The 14150-nt window shown below is 57.9% G+C and carries 9 protein-coding genes and 2 pseudogenes; 6 read left to right on the top strand and 5 right to left on the bottom strand.

Annotated features, from left to right (window positions below; translation table 11 throughout):
* The first annotated feature begins 34 nt into the window (after positions 1 to 34).
* Both N2601_RS32755 and N2601_RS34185 read left to right on the top strand, forming a co-directional pair.
* Positions 35 to 973: a LysR family transcriptional regulator gene (locus N2601_RS32755; protein ID WP_260306100.1), complete on the top strand. Its 939-nt coding sequence runs from the start codon at positions 35 to 37 to the stop codon at positions 971 to 973.
* 692 nt (positions 974 to 1665) lie between these two features.
* Complete coding sequence (locus tag N2601_RS34185) at positions 1666 to 3120, top strand: methyl-accepting chemotaxis protein (protein ID WP_311319480.1); 1455 nt, start codon at positions 1666 to 1668, stop codon at positions 3118 to 3120.
* Positions 3121 to 3867: 747 nt separating this feature from the next.
* On the opposite strand, the gene N2601_RS32765 is transcribed toward N2601_RS34185, so the two are convergent.
* Genes N2601_RS32765 through N2601_RS32775 form a run of 3 tightly spaced genes read right to left on the bottom strand, consistent with a single transcriptional unit; the run spans position 3868 to position 6645 of the window.
* Positions 3868 to 4683 carry an aldo/keto reductase gene (locus tag N2601_RS32765; protein WP_260306101.1) on the bottom strand — a complete coding sequence of 272 codons (816 nt, stop codon included), beginning with the start codon at positions 4681 to 4683 and terminating at the stop codon, positions 3868 to 3870.
* Between the two features lie 14 nt (positions 4684 to 4697).
* Positions 4698 to 5429, bottom strand: a complete 732-nt coding sequence (locus tag N2601_RS32770; RefSeq protein WP_260306102.1) for a 3-oxoacyl-ACP reductase family protein — start codon at positions 5427 to 5429, stop codon at positions 4698 to 4700.
* A gap of 1 nt (position 5430) precedes the next feature.
* Positions 5431 to 6645, bottom strand: a complete 1215-nt coding sequence (locus tag N2601_RS32775) for an MFS transporter (RefSeq protein WP_260306103.1) — start codon at positions 6643 to 6645, stop codon at positions 5431 to 5433.
* Positions 6646 to 6749: 104 nt separating this feature from the next.
* On the opposite strand from N2601_RS32775, the gene N2601_RS32780 reads away from it, so the two are divergent.
* The 4 genes and pseudogenes from N2601_RS32780 to N2601_RS32795 form a co-directional block, all read left to right on the top strand.
* On the top strand, positions 6750 to 7439 hold the full coding sequence (locus N2601_RS32780; RefSeq protein ID WP_260306105.1) for a TetR/AcrR family transcriptional regulator: 690 nt from the start codon (positions 6750 to 6752) through the stop codon (positions 7437 to 7439).
* Positions 7440 to 7654: 215 nt separating this feature from the next.
* On the top strand, positions 7655 to 8569 hold the full coding sequence (locus tag N2601_RS32785) for a fumarylacetoacetate hydrolase family protein (protein WP_260306107.1): 915 nt from the start codon (positions 7655 to 7657) through the stop codon (positions 8567 to 8569).
* A 539-nt stretch (positions 8570 to 9108) separates the two neighbouring features.
* The gene (locus N2601_RS32790; protein WP_260306109.1) at positions 9109 to 11142 is read left to right on the top strand and encodes a methyl-accepting chemotaxis protein; all 2034 of its coding nucleotides are present in this window, start codon (positions 9109 to 9111) and stop codon (positions 11140 to 11142) included.
* A 397-nt stretch (positions 11143 to 11539) separates the two neighbouring features.
* Positions 11540 to 11954: pseudogene (locus N2601_RS32795) on the top strand (LacI family transcriptional regulator); the annotation flags it as partial.
* Here N2601_RS32795 and N2601_RS32800 read toward each other — a convergent pair.
* Both N2601_RS32800 and N2601_RS32805 read right to left on the bottom strand, forming a co-directional pair.
* Positions 11937 to 12234: pseudogene (locus tag N2601_RS32800) on the bottom strand (IS66 family transposase zinc-finger binding domain-containing protein); the annotation flags it as partial. The pseudogenes N2601_RS32795 and N2601_RS32800 sit on opposite strands and share 18 nt — an antisense overlap.
* 476 nt (positions 12235 to 12710) lie before the next feature.
* Entirely contained in the window at positions 12711 to 14150 is a 1440-nt protein-coding gene (locus tag N2601_RS32805) for an NAD(P)(+) transhydrogenase (Re/Si-specific) subunit beta (RefSeq protein ID WP_260305842.1), read from the bottom strand.

The raw sequence follows: 14150 nt of genomic DNA on the forward strand, positions 1-14150 counted from the left end.
GTTTGGATGTCATCGCTTTCAGAGGAGCGGTCAGATGGAGCTTCGTCAACTAAGATACTTCGTGGCGGTTGCGAAAGTGCGGAACTTCACCCGTGCCGCGGAGATCTTGAATATCGCCCAGCCGCCCCTGAGCCGGCAGATCCAGTTGCTCGAGGAAGAGCTGGGCGTGGAGTTGATCGTGCGCAACCGACCGATCAGACTGACTGCCGCCGGGCGACTGTTCTACGAGCAATCGCTGCAGATCCTCGGCCGCATCGATCAGATGCGCGACGCCACTCGCCGCATCGGCCTCAGCCAGAACACCGTTCTCTCGATCGGATTTGTCGCATCGACGCTGTATGGCGGCCTGCCGTCCCTGGTCAGGAAGCTGCGGCAGAATGCACCGGATCTCGATATACAGTTGCTGGAGATGGTATCGGTCCAGCAGCTTCCGGCCTTGAAGGAGGGCCGCATCGACATCGGTTTCGGCCGTCTCTACCACAGCGATCCGAACATCGTCGGGATCGTGCTAAGGGAGGAACGACTGGTCGTGGCTGTGCCGAAAGGCTCCCCGCTGGCACAGGAAACAGGGCCAGTGCCGGTTGCCGCGCTAAGTGGCCAACGATTGATCGTCTATCCGAAGGAGCCTCGGCCGGGCTATGCAGACCATGTGTTGAGCCTCCTGCACGGGCATGACGTCTGGCCTGCGGAAGTACATGAAGTCCGGGAGATTCAGACCGCTTTGGGCTTGGTCGCCGCCGAATCCGGCCTTTGCGTGGTGCCTTCATCCGCGAGGCAGTTGCGCTCGGACGTCTGTTATCGATTGCTAGAAGGAGCGCGCACGACCTCGCCGGTAATCTTGAATCATCGCGTCGGAGACACGTCGCCCCATATCGAGCTTGTCAAGTCGCTGATCCAAGAGATGTACGCAGAGAATCCACCCTGGCTAAGCATCGAGCACAATCTGCCCGTATCTACTTCGTTCAACCGTTAATTCGGGAGCAACTGGCAACTGCAGTCTCGATCTGCAGGGGCAGATGCTTAAGATCAGTCGACACTTATTTGAGATTACTCTGTGGTCAACCCAATCCATGCGGCAAGATATTTCCGCCGCAGCGTCGACGGGCTTGTCCCAACGACACAGCACGACAACTCGTCACCTGTCGAACTGCCTTATATAATACCAATGCTCAATGATTAGATTCATTTGCCCATTTCCTTTGCTCTACGCACATAACGCACCATGGCTGGCATTGAATTTTTTTGCCAGGGATGTTGAGGCGCCGCGCGGACAATCAGGCCGCCGTCCCCGTCACCCGCTTATGCGGGAGGTGCAGAAGCCACTGAAGGACGTTTCGAAAGTGTGCCATGCGATCATCGAGGCCATGGAGAAAGTAGGGGCATCCGTTTCAGCCTGTTGACCAAAATTGATTGCGATAACTCGGGACTTACGAACTCTCGTTTGAAGGAGGATTTAACATCCCGACGATCATCAGACGCGTAGAAATCGATGACAGCCCGGAAAGACAAGATTCGCTATCCAGAAAACGCATCGTTTTTATATCGCCGCGAGCAAGAAAAGATTCCGTTAACCGTAGCGACCTACCTCTCCAATAGTAAGTTGGACATTCGAAGCGTTCCAAACGAGCGCGCTACTTATGCTCGACCAACCCGAGGAGGCTATCAATGTTTGCAATCGAAGATAAGATTAAACCCTGGCAAGGCGAGCAGAAGGCTGTCGGCCGCGAGGTCCACGAGCGCATCGTCAACCATCTGGATAAAATACTGTTAGGCGCTTACCGGGGCGTTGATCCTTCGATCGTCTCGCTACCGCCTGAGGTTATGACGACAGAACGCAAGAAGTTCGACATGTTGGCGCTCGGCGATTTTTCCAACATCTACTTTACCGAGCAATCGAAGATCATCGAGAATATCTCGAAAAGCGTCGATTTCGTTGACTATCTGGTGGGTGGTTACGCGGCATATACTTCCGGCCTTGTGGCGACATTGGTGAAGGGAATGGCTTGGTCCGGGAAGAAACGCGACCTGCTTATCTCCAGCCTCATGAAATCAATTTTTTCAGAAGTCAGCGTCGTTATGTATTACTATTTCGACGGTTTGAATAAAGCAGCTGAGGCAGAGCGTGCCAAGGCTGAGGAAGAGCGTAACAAGGTTGCCGCTGAAGACAGGGCCGTCGTCAGTGTCCTGGCAGATGCGTTGGAGGCCTTGGCAAACGGAGACCTTTCTTATCGTATCTTCAACAGTGTCCCAGAAAAGGGCGAAATTGTTAAACGACACTTCAACGAAGCGATTGCCAAACTTCAAGACACAATGCGCGATGTTGCTACCAGTACCTTAGCAATTCGGTCTGGGTCAGCCGAGATTTCGGCCGCTTCGGATAATCTATCGCGTCGCACCGAGCAGCAGGCAGCCAATCTCGAAGAAACCGCAGCGGCTTTGAACGAAATCACGGCAACGGTCAAAAGCACCGCCGATTTCGCCCGTAACGCAAGGCAAGAAGTCTCTAACGCCAAAGAGGATGCAGAGCGTTCCGGCCAGATCATGCAACAAGCCGAATTGGCCATGGGCGCGATAAAAACGTCATCTAACGCGATTCGTCAGATTACCGACGTTATCGATGAGATCGCGTTCCAGACGAACCTTCTAGCTCTTAATGCGGGTGTCGAGGCTGCGCGCGCTGGAGATGCAGGCAAAGGTTTCGCCGTTGTAGCACAAGAGGTCCGGGAATTGGCGCAGCGCTCCGCCAGTGCCGCTAAGGACATCAAGAGCCTGATCGCAACCTCCGAAGAACAGGTCGCCCAAGGCGTAACTCTGGTTGCCGATACAGGCAAAGCCCAAGCTCGTATTGTCGCCGGGGTTGCCGACATCAATGCGACTGTCTCCGAAATTGCCGCTTCTGCACAGGAACAATCCGTGGGCATTCATGAAGTGAGCACCGCCATCAATCAGATTGATCAGTTTACCCAGCAGAATGCGGCGATGGTAGAGGAGTTCACGGCCACCAGTCATAGCCTTTCGAATGAAACTGAAACCCTGCTCGGCCTCATAGGAAAATTTCGAATTGGGGGCGAATTCAATACTCAACAGTTCAAAACGCCGCAGGTTAAATACGCGGCGTAAGGCTTGCTAGGCGGGACGCACCCTATGCGAGGCGGAATCAGCTTGCGCGGCCAACTTGCAACATTTTTCGCGAAGTGGCGACGTCGTTTGCCGAGGCAGCGTTCGGCGCCTCTACAAACGATGCTCCATTCAACAATAACCCCGAGAGGTCTCTGGAGAGGCGAGTCGGTCTAAAGGCTGCGGTCGATTGCCATGAGAAGATCGCTAAGAGTGGCGCTTTCGGCTTGGTGACGAGGCGCCTGTTCGAGCTTAAGGAAACACCTCCCCGCGGCCGATTGTCCGGCTGACTTCCGGGTCACGTGCGGAATACCACGGACCCGGCCTTTTCGTCACTGTGCGCCGGCGGGTCCGCCGTCTTCATGACGCAGCGCCGCCACACTGGGAGCGCTCCGTCAAGCGGGCCCGCCAGCGTTCGCCGGCGTACGCGAGTCTCGACGAATTAAAAACACTCGCCTTGAACGGAGTCGAACCTACGACCCACCGGTGTTTTTCTTAAGAAGCAGGTATGGGATCAGTATAGTACCTTCGCTTAGAACTGCGAGATATCTGCGGTAGCTGAAAGCAGGGCAAGACGATGTCGGAGGCCCGCCTCCGGATGAGGCGAACCAAACGGTTGAGCGGCTACATTGTCGTGCCGCTTGCATCAGCTGTGTTTTCGGAGTCATCTTCCAACGTGCCATAACGGCCGATATTGCCCACAATTTCATATCGAATTTTCGACTTTTCAGTCTTGAGATCAGTGCCGGACTAGGTGGTCTCGGTCAGTTCCCCGAGCTGTCGGCGGGTCAGCATGGGCCCGCTCGCTGCCCCTGTATTGTCGATCATGGAAACCGGCTTTCCGGTTCCCGGAATTGCGCAAGTGATGGCTGGGTGATCGAGCACGAATTTGAGCGCGAGCTGCGCCCATGATGTCGCACCGACTTCGACCGCCCAGACTGGTAGCGGCCTCGCCCTAAGGCGGCGCAGCAGATCACCGCCGCCGAAAGGTCGGTTACACAAGACGGCGACGCCCCTGTCATCAGCCAGCGGCAGTAGTCTGTTCTCCGCTTCGCGTTCTTCCAGCGAATAGTTGATCTGGAGGAAGTCGATTGGCGTCGTGTTCAGAACCCGCTCCACCTCGGCATAGGCCGATCGGGTGTAATGGGTGATGCCGATATACCGGATGCGCCCGGCTTCTTTGAGACTACGCAGAGTTGGCAGATGAGTTTGCCAGTCCTGTAAATTGTGAACCTGCACGAGGTCGATGACGTCAGTGCGAAGGAGCCGGAACGACTGCTCGATCTGCCGGACGCCAGCCTCACGCCCTGATGTCCACACCTTGGTCGCAAGAAAGCGCGGTGCAGCTCGGGGCTGGCGGGTGAGCAGCGAGCCGACAACGTCTTCGGCGCGTCCGTACATAGGCGAGCTGTCAATGAGCGTTCCGCCGGCCGAAAAAAGCGCATCGAGCACATTGGAGAGCCGTTCCTCTCTAACAGCATCGAGGGTGACGTCGAAGCCGCGATAGGTGCCGATCCCGATGACTGGCAAGGCTTCTTTCGTGGCGGGAATGATACGCGTTAACATCGTCGTCTCTCCATTCAGCTCATATACCAGCCACCGTTGACGTTGATCGTCTGGCCGGTGATGTAGCCGTTGCCGGCCAAAAGTACGACCACCGACGACACCTCGTCGGTCTGGCCAAATCGCCCCAAAGGGATTAGTGTGGGCTGGATCGCCGAGTTGCTCTTGAGCATTTCCGTCTCGATCAGCGCCGGAGCAATAGCGTTGGACGTGATCCCCTCCTTGGCTAGCGCAGCCGCGTAGTAATGGGAAAGCCCAATCAGACCGGCCTTGCTGGCTGCGTAATGTGGGCCGATGACGCCTCCAAGCTGTGCAGCCACAGACGATATGGTGACGATCCGGCCCCACTTCCGTTCCCGCAGGCCCCGTACAGCGGCTTGAGTGACATGAAAAGCTGAAGTGAGATTGACCCGGATGGTCTCGTCCCAGTCGGCCGCCGTGATCTGGTCGAGTGGGCGTGATGGATTGATCCCGGCATTGTTCACGACAATGCCCAGCGGCCCCAACTGCGCCTCTGTCTCGCGGACGAGATTTTCTGCAGTCTGCGCCTCGGACACGTTGCCGCCTACGGCGACCGCCCTCCCACCTCTTTGGCGGATAGTCTCGGCGACTGCCTCTGCCCCCGATTGATCGCTGTGGTAGCCCACCGCGACGCTGGCGCCGGCAGAGGACAGGGCGTATGCTATATCACGGCCGATACCGCGCGAGGCGCCGGTAACAAGTGCGACTCTTCCGTTAAGATCGCTCATTTCATTCTCCATTTATGTGAGAGGATCGGTGTTCGTTCTTCCAGTTCAGGACGAGCGTGGTACCCGCCGCAGCTATAAGGGCTAGCGATAGGCCGCAGGCGCTGACCCAGCCGCCGAGGCTCCATGCCAGGGTCCCAGCAAAGGAGCCGGCCGCTCCGCCGCCGAAGGTGGCGGCCATGTAGAGCGTATTCAGGCGAGCGCGGATGGCATCGCCAAGCCCCAAAATGCGCGTCTGGTTCGCGATCTGACCGCTTTGCAAGCCGAAGTCGAGCAGGTTCACGGCCATTACTAAGGAGAGTAGCGAGCCGCCGCCGATCCAGCCTGCCAATGCCAAGGCTATGCCGCTGGCAGCCAGCGAAACCAGGTTGATCTTGGACGAGCCAATGCGATCGGACAAACGTCCGGCCATCGGCGCCAGGATCGCGCCTGGCGCGCCGTAGAGCCCGAACAGACCTGCCGTCGCTGGCCCGAACTCAAAGTCTGGGCCGGCGAGGTAGAAGGCCAGCGTGGCCCATAGGGCCGAGAAGGCACCGAAGACCAGGAAGCCCAGCGTCATGGACAGGCGTAGCGGGCGGTGCTGCAGCAGTGGCGGTAGCGAACGCAGCAGGCCGAGATAGCCGATTTCTGGGAGCTTGGTTCCCCGGTCGGGAATCAGGCGTGGCACGATCAGCACTAACAGGCCTGTCAGGACCGCGGCCAGCACATAGGGAGAGCGCCAGGTACCGGTCGCCTGCGCGAGCGCGCCGGATGCTGTGCGCGACAACAGGATACCAAGGATCAGCCCGGTTTGCAGCGTACCGATGATCCGTCCGCGATGCTCGGGCGCCGTCATGCCCGAGACGATCGGGATCAAGATTTGCGGGATAACGGTCGATGCTGTTAGCGCAACGCTGGCAGCGACCAGCATCGAAATTCCTGACGAAACCGCTGCTGCCAACAGAAAGAGCGCAGTCAACACCAGCAGCGTTCGCACCAATCGACGCGATGCGATCACGTCGGCCAGCGGCAGAACGAACAAGATGCCGAGTGCATAACCGACCTGCGCGCCGACAGCGACCAAGCCAGCTGTTGGCTCGGGCACCTTCAGGCTCACTGCAATCTGGTCGAGTAGCGGCTGGCATAAGTAAACATTGCCGACGGTGATCCCGCAGGCCGCCGCCAGCATTGAAAGCGTGCCGCGCGTCAACTTCGAATGAGGAAAACTTTCGCCTGCCATAGAGATCCGTTGTCCCTGGGTGGTTGGGGTTGCGTCCCATCAAGGTGCACTGTATAGTGCAACTCTGCACTCCGCAGTGCAAGGCAGTCAAGAGGAAAACTGAAATGCCATCCCGACCGCCCGCCGCCTTGTCTCCCAAGGGCGTGGTTTCGATCTTCGAGGCCGTGGCGACACCCACGGCCGCGCTCTCCAAGCGAGATGCGATTCTGGCGGCCGCGACGCGTGTCTTCCTGCGTCAAGGCTACGAGGGCACCAGTATGGACCTGGTGGCGCAGGAATCCGGTGCGGCCCGGCGCACTCTCTACAACCAGTTTCCGGACGGCAAAGAAGAATTGTTTCGCGCCGTCGTCGAACGCGTCTGGAGCGCCTTCCCCGTCTTGGATATCGTGGCCGAGGCCGAGACGCGGGCAGATCCAGACGTCGGCTTGCGTCGGATTGCAGCAGCCGTGGCCGCATTCTGGGAACCGCCGCTAGCGATCGCCTTTCTGCGCATGATCATTGCCGAGGGCACCCGTTTTCCTGACTTGACGGAGAGCTTTTTCAAGCATGGCAAGACGCCAGCGATGGGCGCCGTTCGCGCTTATATCGAAATGCAAGCCGAACGGGGCCTCTTAACAATCAATGACGGCGAACGCGCCGCCCGTCAGTTTCTGGGGCTGATCGACGAACCCCTGCTCTGGATTCGAGTGCTGGGCCGTGACGAGAAATTCAGCCAGGCTGAGCGCCAGGCTGTGATCGATGAGGCCGTGGATATCTTCCTCGGCCATTACGGGACCCGGGCTGCGGAGCGCTGACGAACTTCTTCCGTCAACATGGATACTCAAGATGCCGTCTTTCACATTGGGCGAAATTCGCACATGTCGCTCCGTCCTCGATAGTCCGGCTGGGCCGGTTAGGTCCTTACACCAAGCGGGCACCGGATGATTCGATCGTTTCGGCGACCGCGATCAATATCATCGCTTTCCCGCTCGCTCCCTCATTACCCAACATGGTTCAGATTGGTCATTCAATGAAACTCGCGACGATAATTGCAAACGGCCGACCCCAGGTGGTCGTCGTAGATCCATCCGGAGAACGCTACACCCCCGTTGCGGAGGTCTTTCCAGACCTGACGCCGTCTACACATGCCGACATGATCAGCCTGATCGCTGAAACAGATGGCCAGAACCGATCGGCGCCGATGAATGGGAGCAAGGTGTTGGCGCTCGACGATCTCCTGCCGCCAATCACCAATCCTCCGCACAATGTGTTCTGCGTTGGCAAGAACTATCACGCCCACGCCCATGAGTTCACCAAAAGTGGATTTGACGCCGGAGCAACCGCGGCCGAAGCCATTCCAGAGTATCCCATCATCTTTACCAAACCTTCGTCTGCGCTAGCGCGCCCCTTCGGAGATATTCCTCTTTGGCCGGGCCTTGACGAAGCCGTCGATTACGAAGCGGAGTTGGCTGTTGTGATCGGCAAGGCTGGACGCTCCATCGCGGCCGAGCGCGCGTTCGACCACGTTTTCGGATATACCGCGTTCAACGACGTTACAGCGCGCGACCTGCAGAAGAAGCACAAGCAGTGGTTCCTCGGCAAAGGAATCGATGGGTTCGGGCCGATGGGTCCCTGGATCGTGACCAAAGACGAACTCGATATAGCGAATGTCGAAATCACCTGTACGGTGAACGGTGAAGAGCGTCAGAAAACTTCGACAAAGGATCTTATCTTCGACATTCCCAGCTTGATCGAGGTCATTTCCCGCAGCGTCACGCTTTTGCCGGGAGACATCATCGCCACTGGCACACCGGCCGGTGTCGGTATCGGCTTTGAGCCTCCACGGTTCTTGAAACACGGCGACAAAGTCGTGGTCTCAATTCAGGGTATTGGAAAAATCGCCAATACGGTCAGGGTACATTCGATTGCGCCACAAATCGGCTAGATAACCAGAGCTCGACGACGACTGCAGGAACGACACCACTGGGCAATACCTGCAGTCGTCACTGTCACCGGTTCTGCCGGTTGGCGATCAGATCGTCGACGACGGCGGGGTCTGTGGCGGTTTGCCAAGTCATAGTCGGCAGGTGGTGAGGCCTCCGACAGGGTACCGAGAAATCGTTGCCCTTGTTGCTGCCGATCAGATCCAGGCTTTAGCTGTTAATCGCTAACTGTTGATCGGCTCGTCTCCTAGAAACTGTTCAGTATAACTAAGACGAATCCGCCCGCAGTCTCCTCGCTAGTCCAGATTGCGCGCGATGAATCCCAATTCCGCGACCTAATTACCAAACCTCGGTTATGCGGAACCTTTTGTTAAGCTTCAGAGGATGTAGGTTGGCTCGAGCTAGGCGGTGATCCCTTCTCGAAAGCGAAGGTGACGTCCGAAAGCCAGACGCACAGACGACAGTCGAATGAAGTCGACCGACCCATTTCGTAGCGGCAGGGGGTATGAGGACTCCTGTTTGCGCTCAATAGGAACTGATAATGCCCGCAAGCATCTTTTCGCGCATCAGCACCAAATTGGCCACGCTTTCCGCCATCGGCATTTTGCTGGTAGCAGTTATGCTTTTTACCGTCTGGCAGGGCGGTCATTATGTCTACGAACACGCGAGCTATCAGAAAGAGCAGTTGATCGTTTCCCGCGACTTGGTTGACGCTAAGGCTTCATGGCGCGGTATGCAAATTGGCGTACGTGACCTGCGCCTCGCTACCACGCCGGACGAGATCGCCGACGCCATTGATCATATCGCGGCACGTCATCAGTCGGTGACGAGATACCTAGACGATGCAATTGGCGGACTGCGGCTGCAGGTCAACAGGGACCGGCTCGTAACGCTCAAAGCCTTGGCCGACAACCTATTCGTCGCAACCGGCGATATCGTTGACATCGCCAAGGCAAGGCTGGCTCTCAATTCCGGTGACACTTCTCTCCACGCGAAGGAGGAGGACGCCCAGGCGAAACTTCTGGCGATATCAGATGAGGCAGCCAAGTTGATTGACGAAGGAGTGGACACAGCAAAGACGATGGCAACAAAGGCTGGGGAAGAGGCGGATGCCGCCGCCGCTCTAATTCTCTTTCTTAATCTCGGCATGGGACTGCTGACCATCGCTATGCTGACCGGCGCCGCGCTGTTCGGCGCACTGGTGATCGCAAGGCCGATAGGCCGGATCACCGGGAGTATGAACGATCTGGCTAGCGGCAATCTCGACTCCGACATTCCGTTCGCTGACCGGCGCGACGAAATCGGCCAGATGGCTTGTGCCGTCGAAATCTTCAAGCAGAATGGTGCCAAGATGCGCGAACTGGATGCCGCAGACGCGGACAAGCGGGCCAAGATCATTGAAATGCAGAAGAGCATCGACGCGGCTATTACGGCGGCGGGAGCTGGCGATTTCACGCATCGCGCGCCAGAGGAGTTCGGCTATCCCGATCTCAACCGCATTGTGATGGGCCTAAATCAGCTGCTCGTCTCGGTCGATCACGGCGTCGCGGAGACCCACCGAGTCGTTTCGGCTTTGGCGAATGGCGACCTGACCGAGACTATGCGCGGCGAGTTCAAAGGCTCCTTTGCGGAGCTGCAGAACAATGTTAACGCAACGATGACCAACCTGCGCTCCGCCCTCGGCGAGGTGCGCTCTGCTGTAAGCACGATCAATGGGGGCGCAGGCGAAATGCGCATAGCTTCCGACGATCTATCCAAACGCACGGAGCAGCAGGCTGCTTCGCTTGAGGAAACCTCTTCCGCGTTGGAAGAAATCACCGTCGCGGTGAAACACTCGACGGAGCGAGCCCTGGAAGTCAGCCATATGGTACACGAGGCGAAGAAAAGCACCGGGGAGTCGAGCGCCGTCGTCAGCCAGGCTGTTTCGGCCATGGGGCGGATCGAGCAGGCGTCGGGCGAAATCAGCAAGATCATCAGCGTCATCGACGAGATCGCGTTCCAGACCAATCTTCTGGCGCTGAATGCCGGCGTCGAGGCGGCGCGGGCCGGTGAGGCCGGCAAGGGCTTTGCCGTCGTGGCTCAGGAGGTGCGCGAGCTGGCGCAGCGTTCGGCCAATGCCGCCAAGGACATCAAGGTGCTGATCAACCGTTCCAGCGACGAGGTCCATTCCGGGGTGAAGTTGGTGACGGCGACGGGCGAAGCGCTCGGCAATATCCAGAACCATGTGGTCAAGATTGACGAGCATGTGCGCTCGATCGCAACAGCGGCAAGGGAGCAGTCGACCGGACTCTCTGAGGTCAGTATCGCCGTCAACCAGATGGACCAGGTGACACAGCAGAACGCGGCCATGGTCGAGGAATCCACGGCTGCGACCAACCGGCTGGCGGACGAGGCGTCGGCCCTCGCGCAGTTGATAGCACGTTTCAAACTAGAAGCTATTCACATCGCGCCCGGCGCCGTCACTGCCGAAAGCCGTCCGGGGATCTCGCCGGCTAGGGCGCTCGGCGAGAAGCTCGCCGGAGCCTTTGGCCGACAAGCACCAGCGGCGGCGGCCGCTGTGGCACGGCAAGCATAACGGATGTTCCACGCCTACCCTTATCCTACTCTGTCAATGTATGAGCATAAGTTGCTAATGAGACCAGTCACTGAATTACCAAACGGACACCCAGAGCGTCAAAGAATCACTGACTTTACTAATGCGTCTGACGAGTTAGTGAATGGCGCCCCTCCAGATGCATTCGAAAAACTCCGGGCCGAGATGGTCGGTGTAGCAAATCATCTTGAGGCGCTTTATGCCCAAATCCGGCGTGACATTCTTGGGCAAGAAAATCTTTCGCTTATCACAGATATGTCGCCGAATCGCCACCAATACCGCCCGCCAGAATGATGGGGCGCAAGGGTGTATCCTGCCGCAGTATGTTTGAGGTTAGGCGCGGGACCTTCAGCTGGTCACACTTCGTTATCTGTCCAGAGTCGCGAAGGCCTGCAGCAAAAGTGGCCGCTACGCCATTATCGCGACGACGGACGACAAACCTAGGGCCGACAGAGCTTGCTGCCGGGTCGCTTCTGAAGCGAGGCGTTGACGGTTTGCTCCTTTCGGCCGCACGTGAGGATCATGATTTTTCTGATGTGCTGGCCGCCCGAGCCGTGGCTTTGTCCTGGCTCTGCGCACCGACGCGCGGAGCCTTTCTTCGGTTGGCGACGACGGGTTGCGTGGATATCTGGCGACGCGCCACCCCATGGACGACCTGGGTCATTGTCATATCAGCGTGATTGCTGGCCATCATACGCCCTAAGCTCGCTCGGATGCGTCGAGGGCTAGAAGCGGGCCTTGAACAGGCAGGGATCTCGGTCTGTCCTGTATGCATTGTTCCTTTGAGCTTTGGGACTCTTGCGCTTGTAGAGTTGCGCCTGGCGATACAGTGGCAGGTGGTCGGCGTACTTGGAGACCAGAACTTGGGCGATGGTTGCCTCGGTGGGAATCCCGCCCTCGATCAGCCGGGCGGGAGCGGAGCTCGAACGACGACATTTTCGCAGGCCCGGCAGCCGTACTTCGGGCGGCGCACCACCAGCACGCGAACTGGGCGGGCACAATGTCGTGCTTCTCGCTGAAATCCTCGCCGATCCGATGCAGGTCATTGCGGCAGCAAGGACAGACATCGTCATCACAAACCATGCCGTCGAGCAACGGCCCTCACCGACACCTCGCCGCTATAGCTCTCAGCGACAATTTGGTGCTTCTCCTCGTCGCTTCAATCACGATGGCGACCCGCGCCAGTGAAAATCTCAAACCGCTGCACAGTGGTGCTATGCGTAAACCCTGTAATCGTCATATGTCGAAGCCCTATTCGGACAAAACAGCGCTTACTTTCCTCCTACCATTTCAGGTACTTTTCCTTATCGATAAGGGCAGGCAAAACGGTCGATTTCGCTGACGGCAAACGGAAGATGTCAGACATTCGGCACCATTTTGATTGAGAACAAACCTGGTCAGGTTCGTGTGGATGATTTCCAATACGGACTGGGACGATCGAGCTTAATGGGGCACACCCGCTAGACGATGTTGCGGCTAATCGGGCCAGTGTCCCCGTCGGGACGTGAGGTGAGCAGCGAGCGGCTGGCACATTCACCCCCGCCGCCTCATCAGGCTGATATGACCTTCGGCGTAAGCTCTTCGAGGCTTTTGCGGGCATCGCCATAAAGCATTCTGGTGTTTTCCTTGAAGAACAGCGGGTTTTCGATCCCGGAGTAGCCCGTTCCCTGCCCTCGCTTAGAGACGAAGACCTGCTTGGCCTTCCAGACTTCGAGCACCGGCATCCCTGCTATCGGAGAGTTCGGGTCTTCCTGCGCGGCCGGATTGACGATGTCATTCGAGCCAATGACGATAACCACGTCGGTCGAGACGAATTCTTCGTTAATCTCATCCATTTCGAGCACAATGTCATAGGGCACTTTGGCTTCAGCGAGCAGGACGTTCATATGGCCCGGCAGACGCCCGGCGACAGGATGGATGGCGAATCGGACCATCTTGCCGGCGGCGCGCAGCCTGCGGGTCAGTTCCGATACGGCTTGCTGTGCCTGGGCCACGGCCATTCCATAGCCCGGTACGATAATGATGCTCTGCGCGTCGTTCAGAGCAGCGGCAACACCAGCGGAATCGATGGCGACCTGTTCCCCAGAGATATCGAGAAGCGGTCCGGCCTTTGTACCAAATCCGCCGAGGATAACCGATATGAACGAGCGGTTCATCGCCTTGCACATGATATAGGAGAGGATCGCGCCCGAAGAGCCGACGAGCGCACCGGTGACGATCAGGAGATCATTGCCGAGCGTGAAGCCGATCGCGGCCGCGGCCCAGCCGGAATAACTGTTGAGCATCGAAACGACGACCGGCATGTCGGCGCCGCCAATTCCCATGATCAGGTGAAAGCCAATGAAGAGAGCAAGCGCCGTCATGATGGCAAGGGGCCAGAGACCGCCGCTTTGATAATAGATGATGAGGAGTGCGATAGACAAAAGTGCTGCAGCAGCGTTCAGCCCTTGCCCGCCCGCGAGCTTCCTCGCCCTGCCATCCACCTTCCCGGCAAGCTTGCCGAATGCGATGACCGAGCCCGTGAAGGTCACGGCGCCGATGAAGACGCCAACGAAGATTTCGGCCTTCATGATCAGAAGCTCCACAGCGTCCTTCTCAGCGAGGATCGCGGCATAGCCAGAAAGACCAGTGCGGCTCGTTTCGTCCAGCGCGGCAACGTGCGCAGCCTCCAGATGGGTATTAAAGCCGATGAATACAGCTGCCAGCCCGACAAATGAGTGTAGCGCTGCCACCAGCTGCGGCATCTCCGTCATCTGGACGCGGCATGCGAGAGCATAACCGATGACGGCGCCGCCGCCGACCATGAAGATGAGATTGAGCCAACTGCCGCCAGCCGCGCCGAAGATGGCCGCGATAAGAGCAAGGCCCATCCCTGCCATACCATACCAGACGGCGCGCTTAGCGCTCTCCTGGCTCGACAATCCGCCAAGGGAGAGGATGAACAGAATTGCAGCGGCGATATTCGCTGCGGAAACAAAACCCATTGTCAA

The sequence above is a fragment of the Rhizobium sp. CB3060 genome (genome assembly GCF_025200735.1).
In the GTDB taxonomy this organism is placed as follows: domain Bacteria; phylum Pseudomonadota; class Alphaproteobacteria; order Rhizobiales; family Rhizobiaceae; genus Rhizobium.

Excerpts from the sequence above, each read along its gene's own strand:
- N2601_RS32770 (WP_260306102.1), bottom strand. The coding sequence starts at position 5,429 with ATGAGCGATCTTAACGGAAGAGTCGCACTTGTTACCGGCGCCTCGCGC.
- N2601_RS32765 (WP_260306101.1), bottom strand. The coding sequence starts at position 4,683 with ATGTTAACGCGTATCATTCCCGCCACGAAAGAAGCCTTGCCAGTCATC.
- N2601_RS32785 (WP_260306107.1), top strand. The coding sequence starts at position 7,655 with ATGAAACTCGCGACGATAATTGCAAACGGCCGACCCCAGGTGGTCGTC.
- N2601_RS32780 (WP_260306105.1), top strand. The coding sequence starts at position 6,750 with ATGCCATCCCGACCGCCCGCCGCCTTGTCTCCCAAGGGCGTGGTTTCG.
- N2601_RS32790 (WP_260306109.1), top strand. The coding sequence starts at position 9,109 with ATGCCCGCAAGCATCTTTTCGCGCATCAGCACCAAATTGGCCACGCTT.
- N2601_RS34185 (WP_311319480.1), top strand. The coding sequence starts at position 1,666 with ATGTTTGCAATCGAAGATAAGATTAAACCCTGGCAAGGCGAGCAGAAG.
- N2601_RS32775 (WP_260306103.1), bottom strand. The coding sequence starts at position 6,645 with ATGGCAGGCGAAAGTTTTCCTCATTCGAAGTTGACGCGCGGCACGCTT.
- N2601_RS32755 (WP_260306100.1), top strand. The coding sequence starts at position 35 with ATGGAGCTTCGTCAACTAAGATACTTCGTGGCGGTTGCGAAAGTGCGG.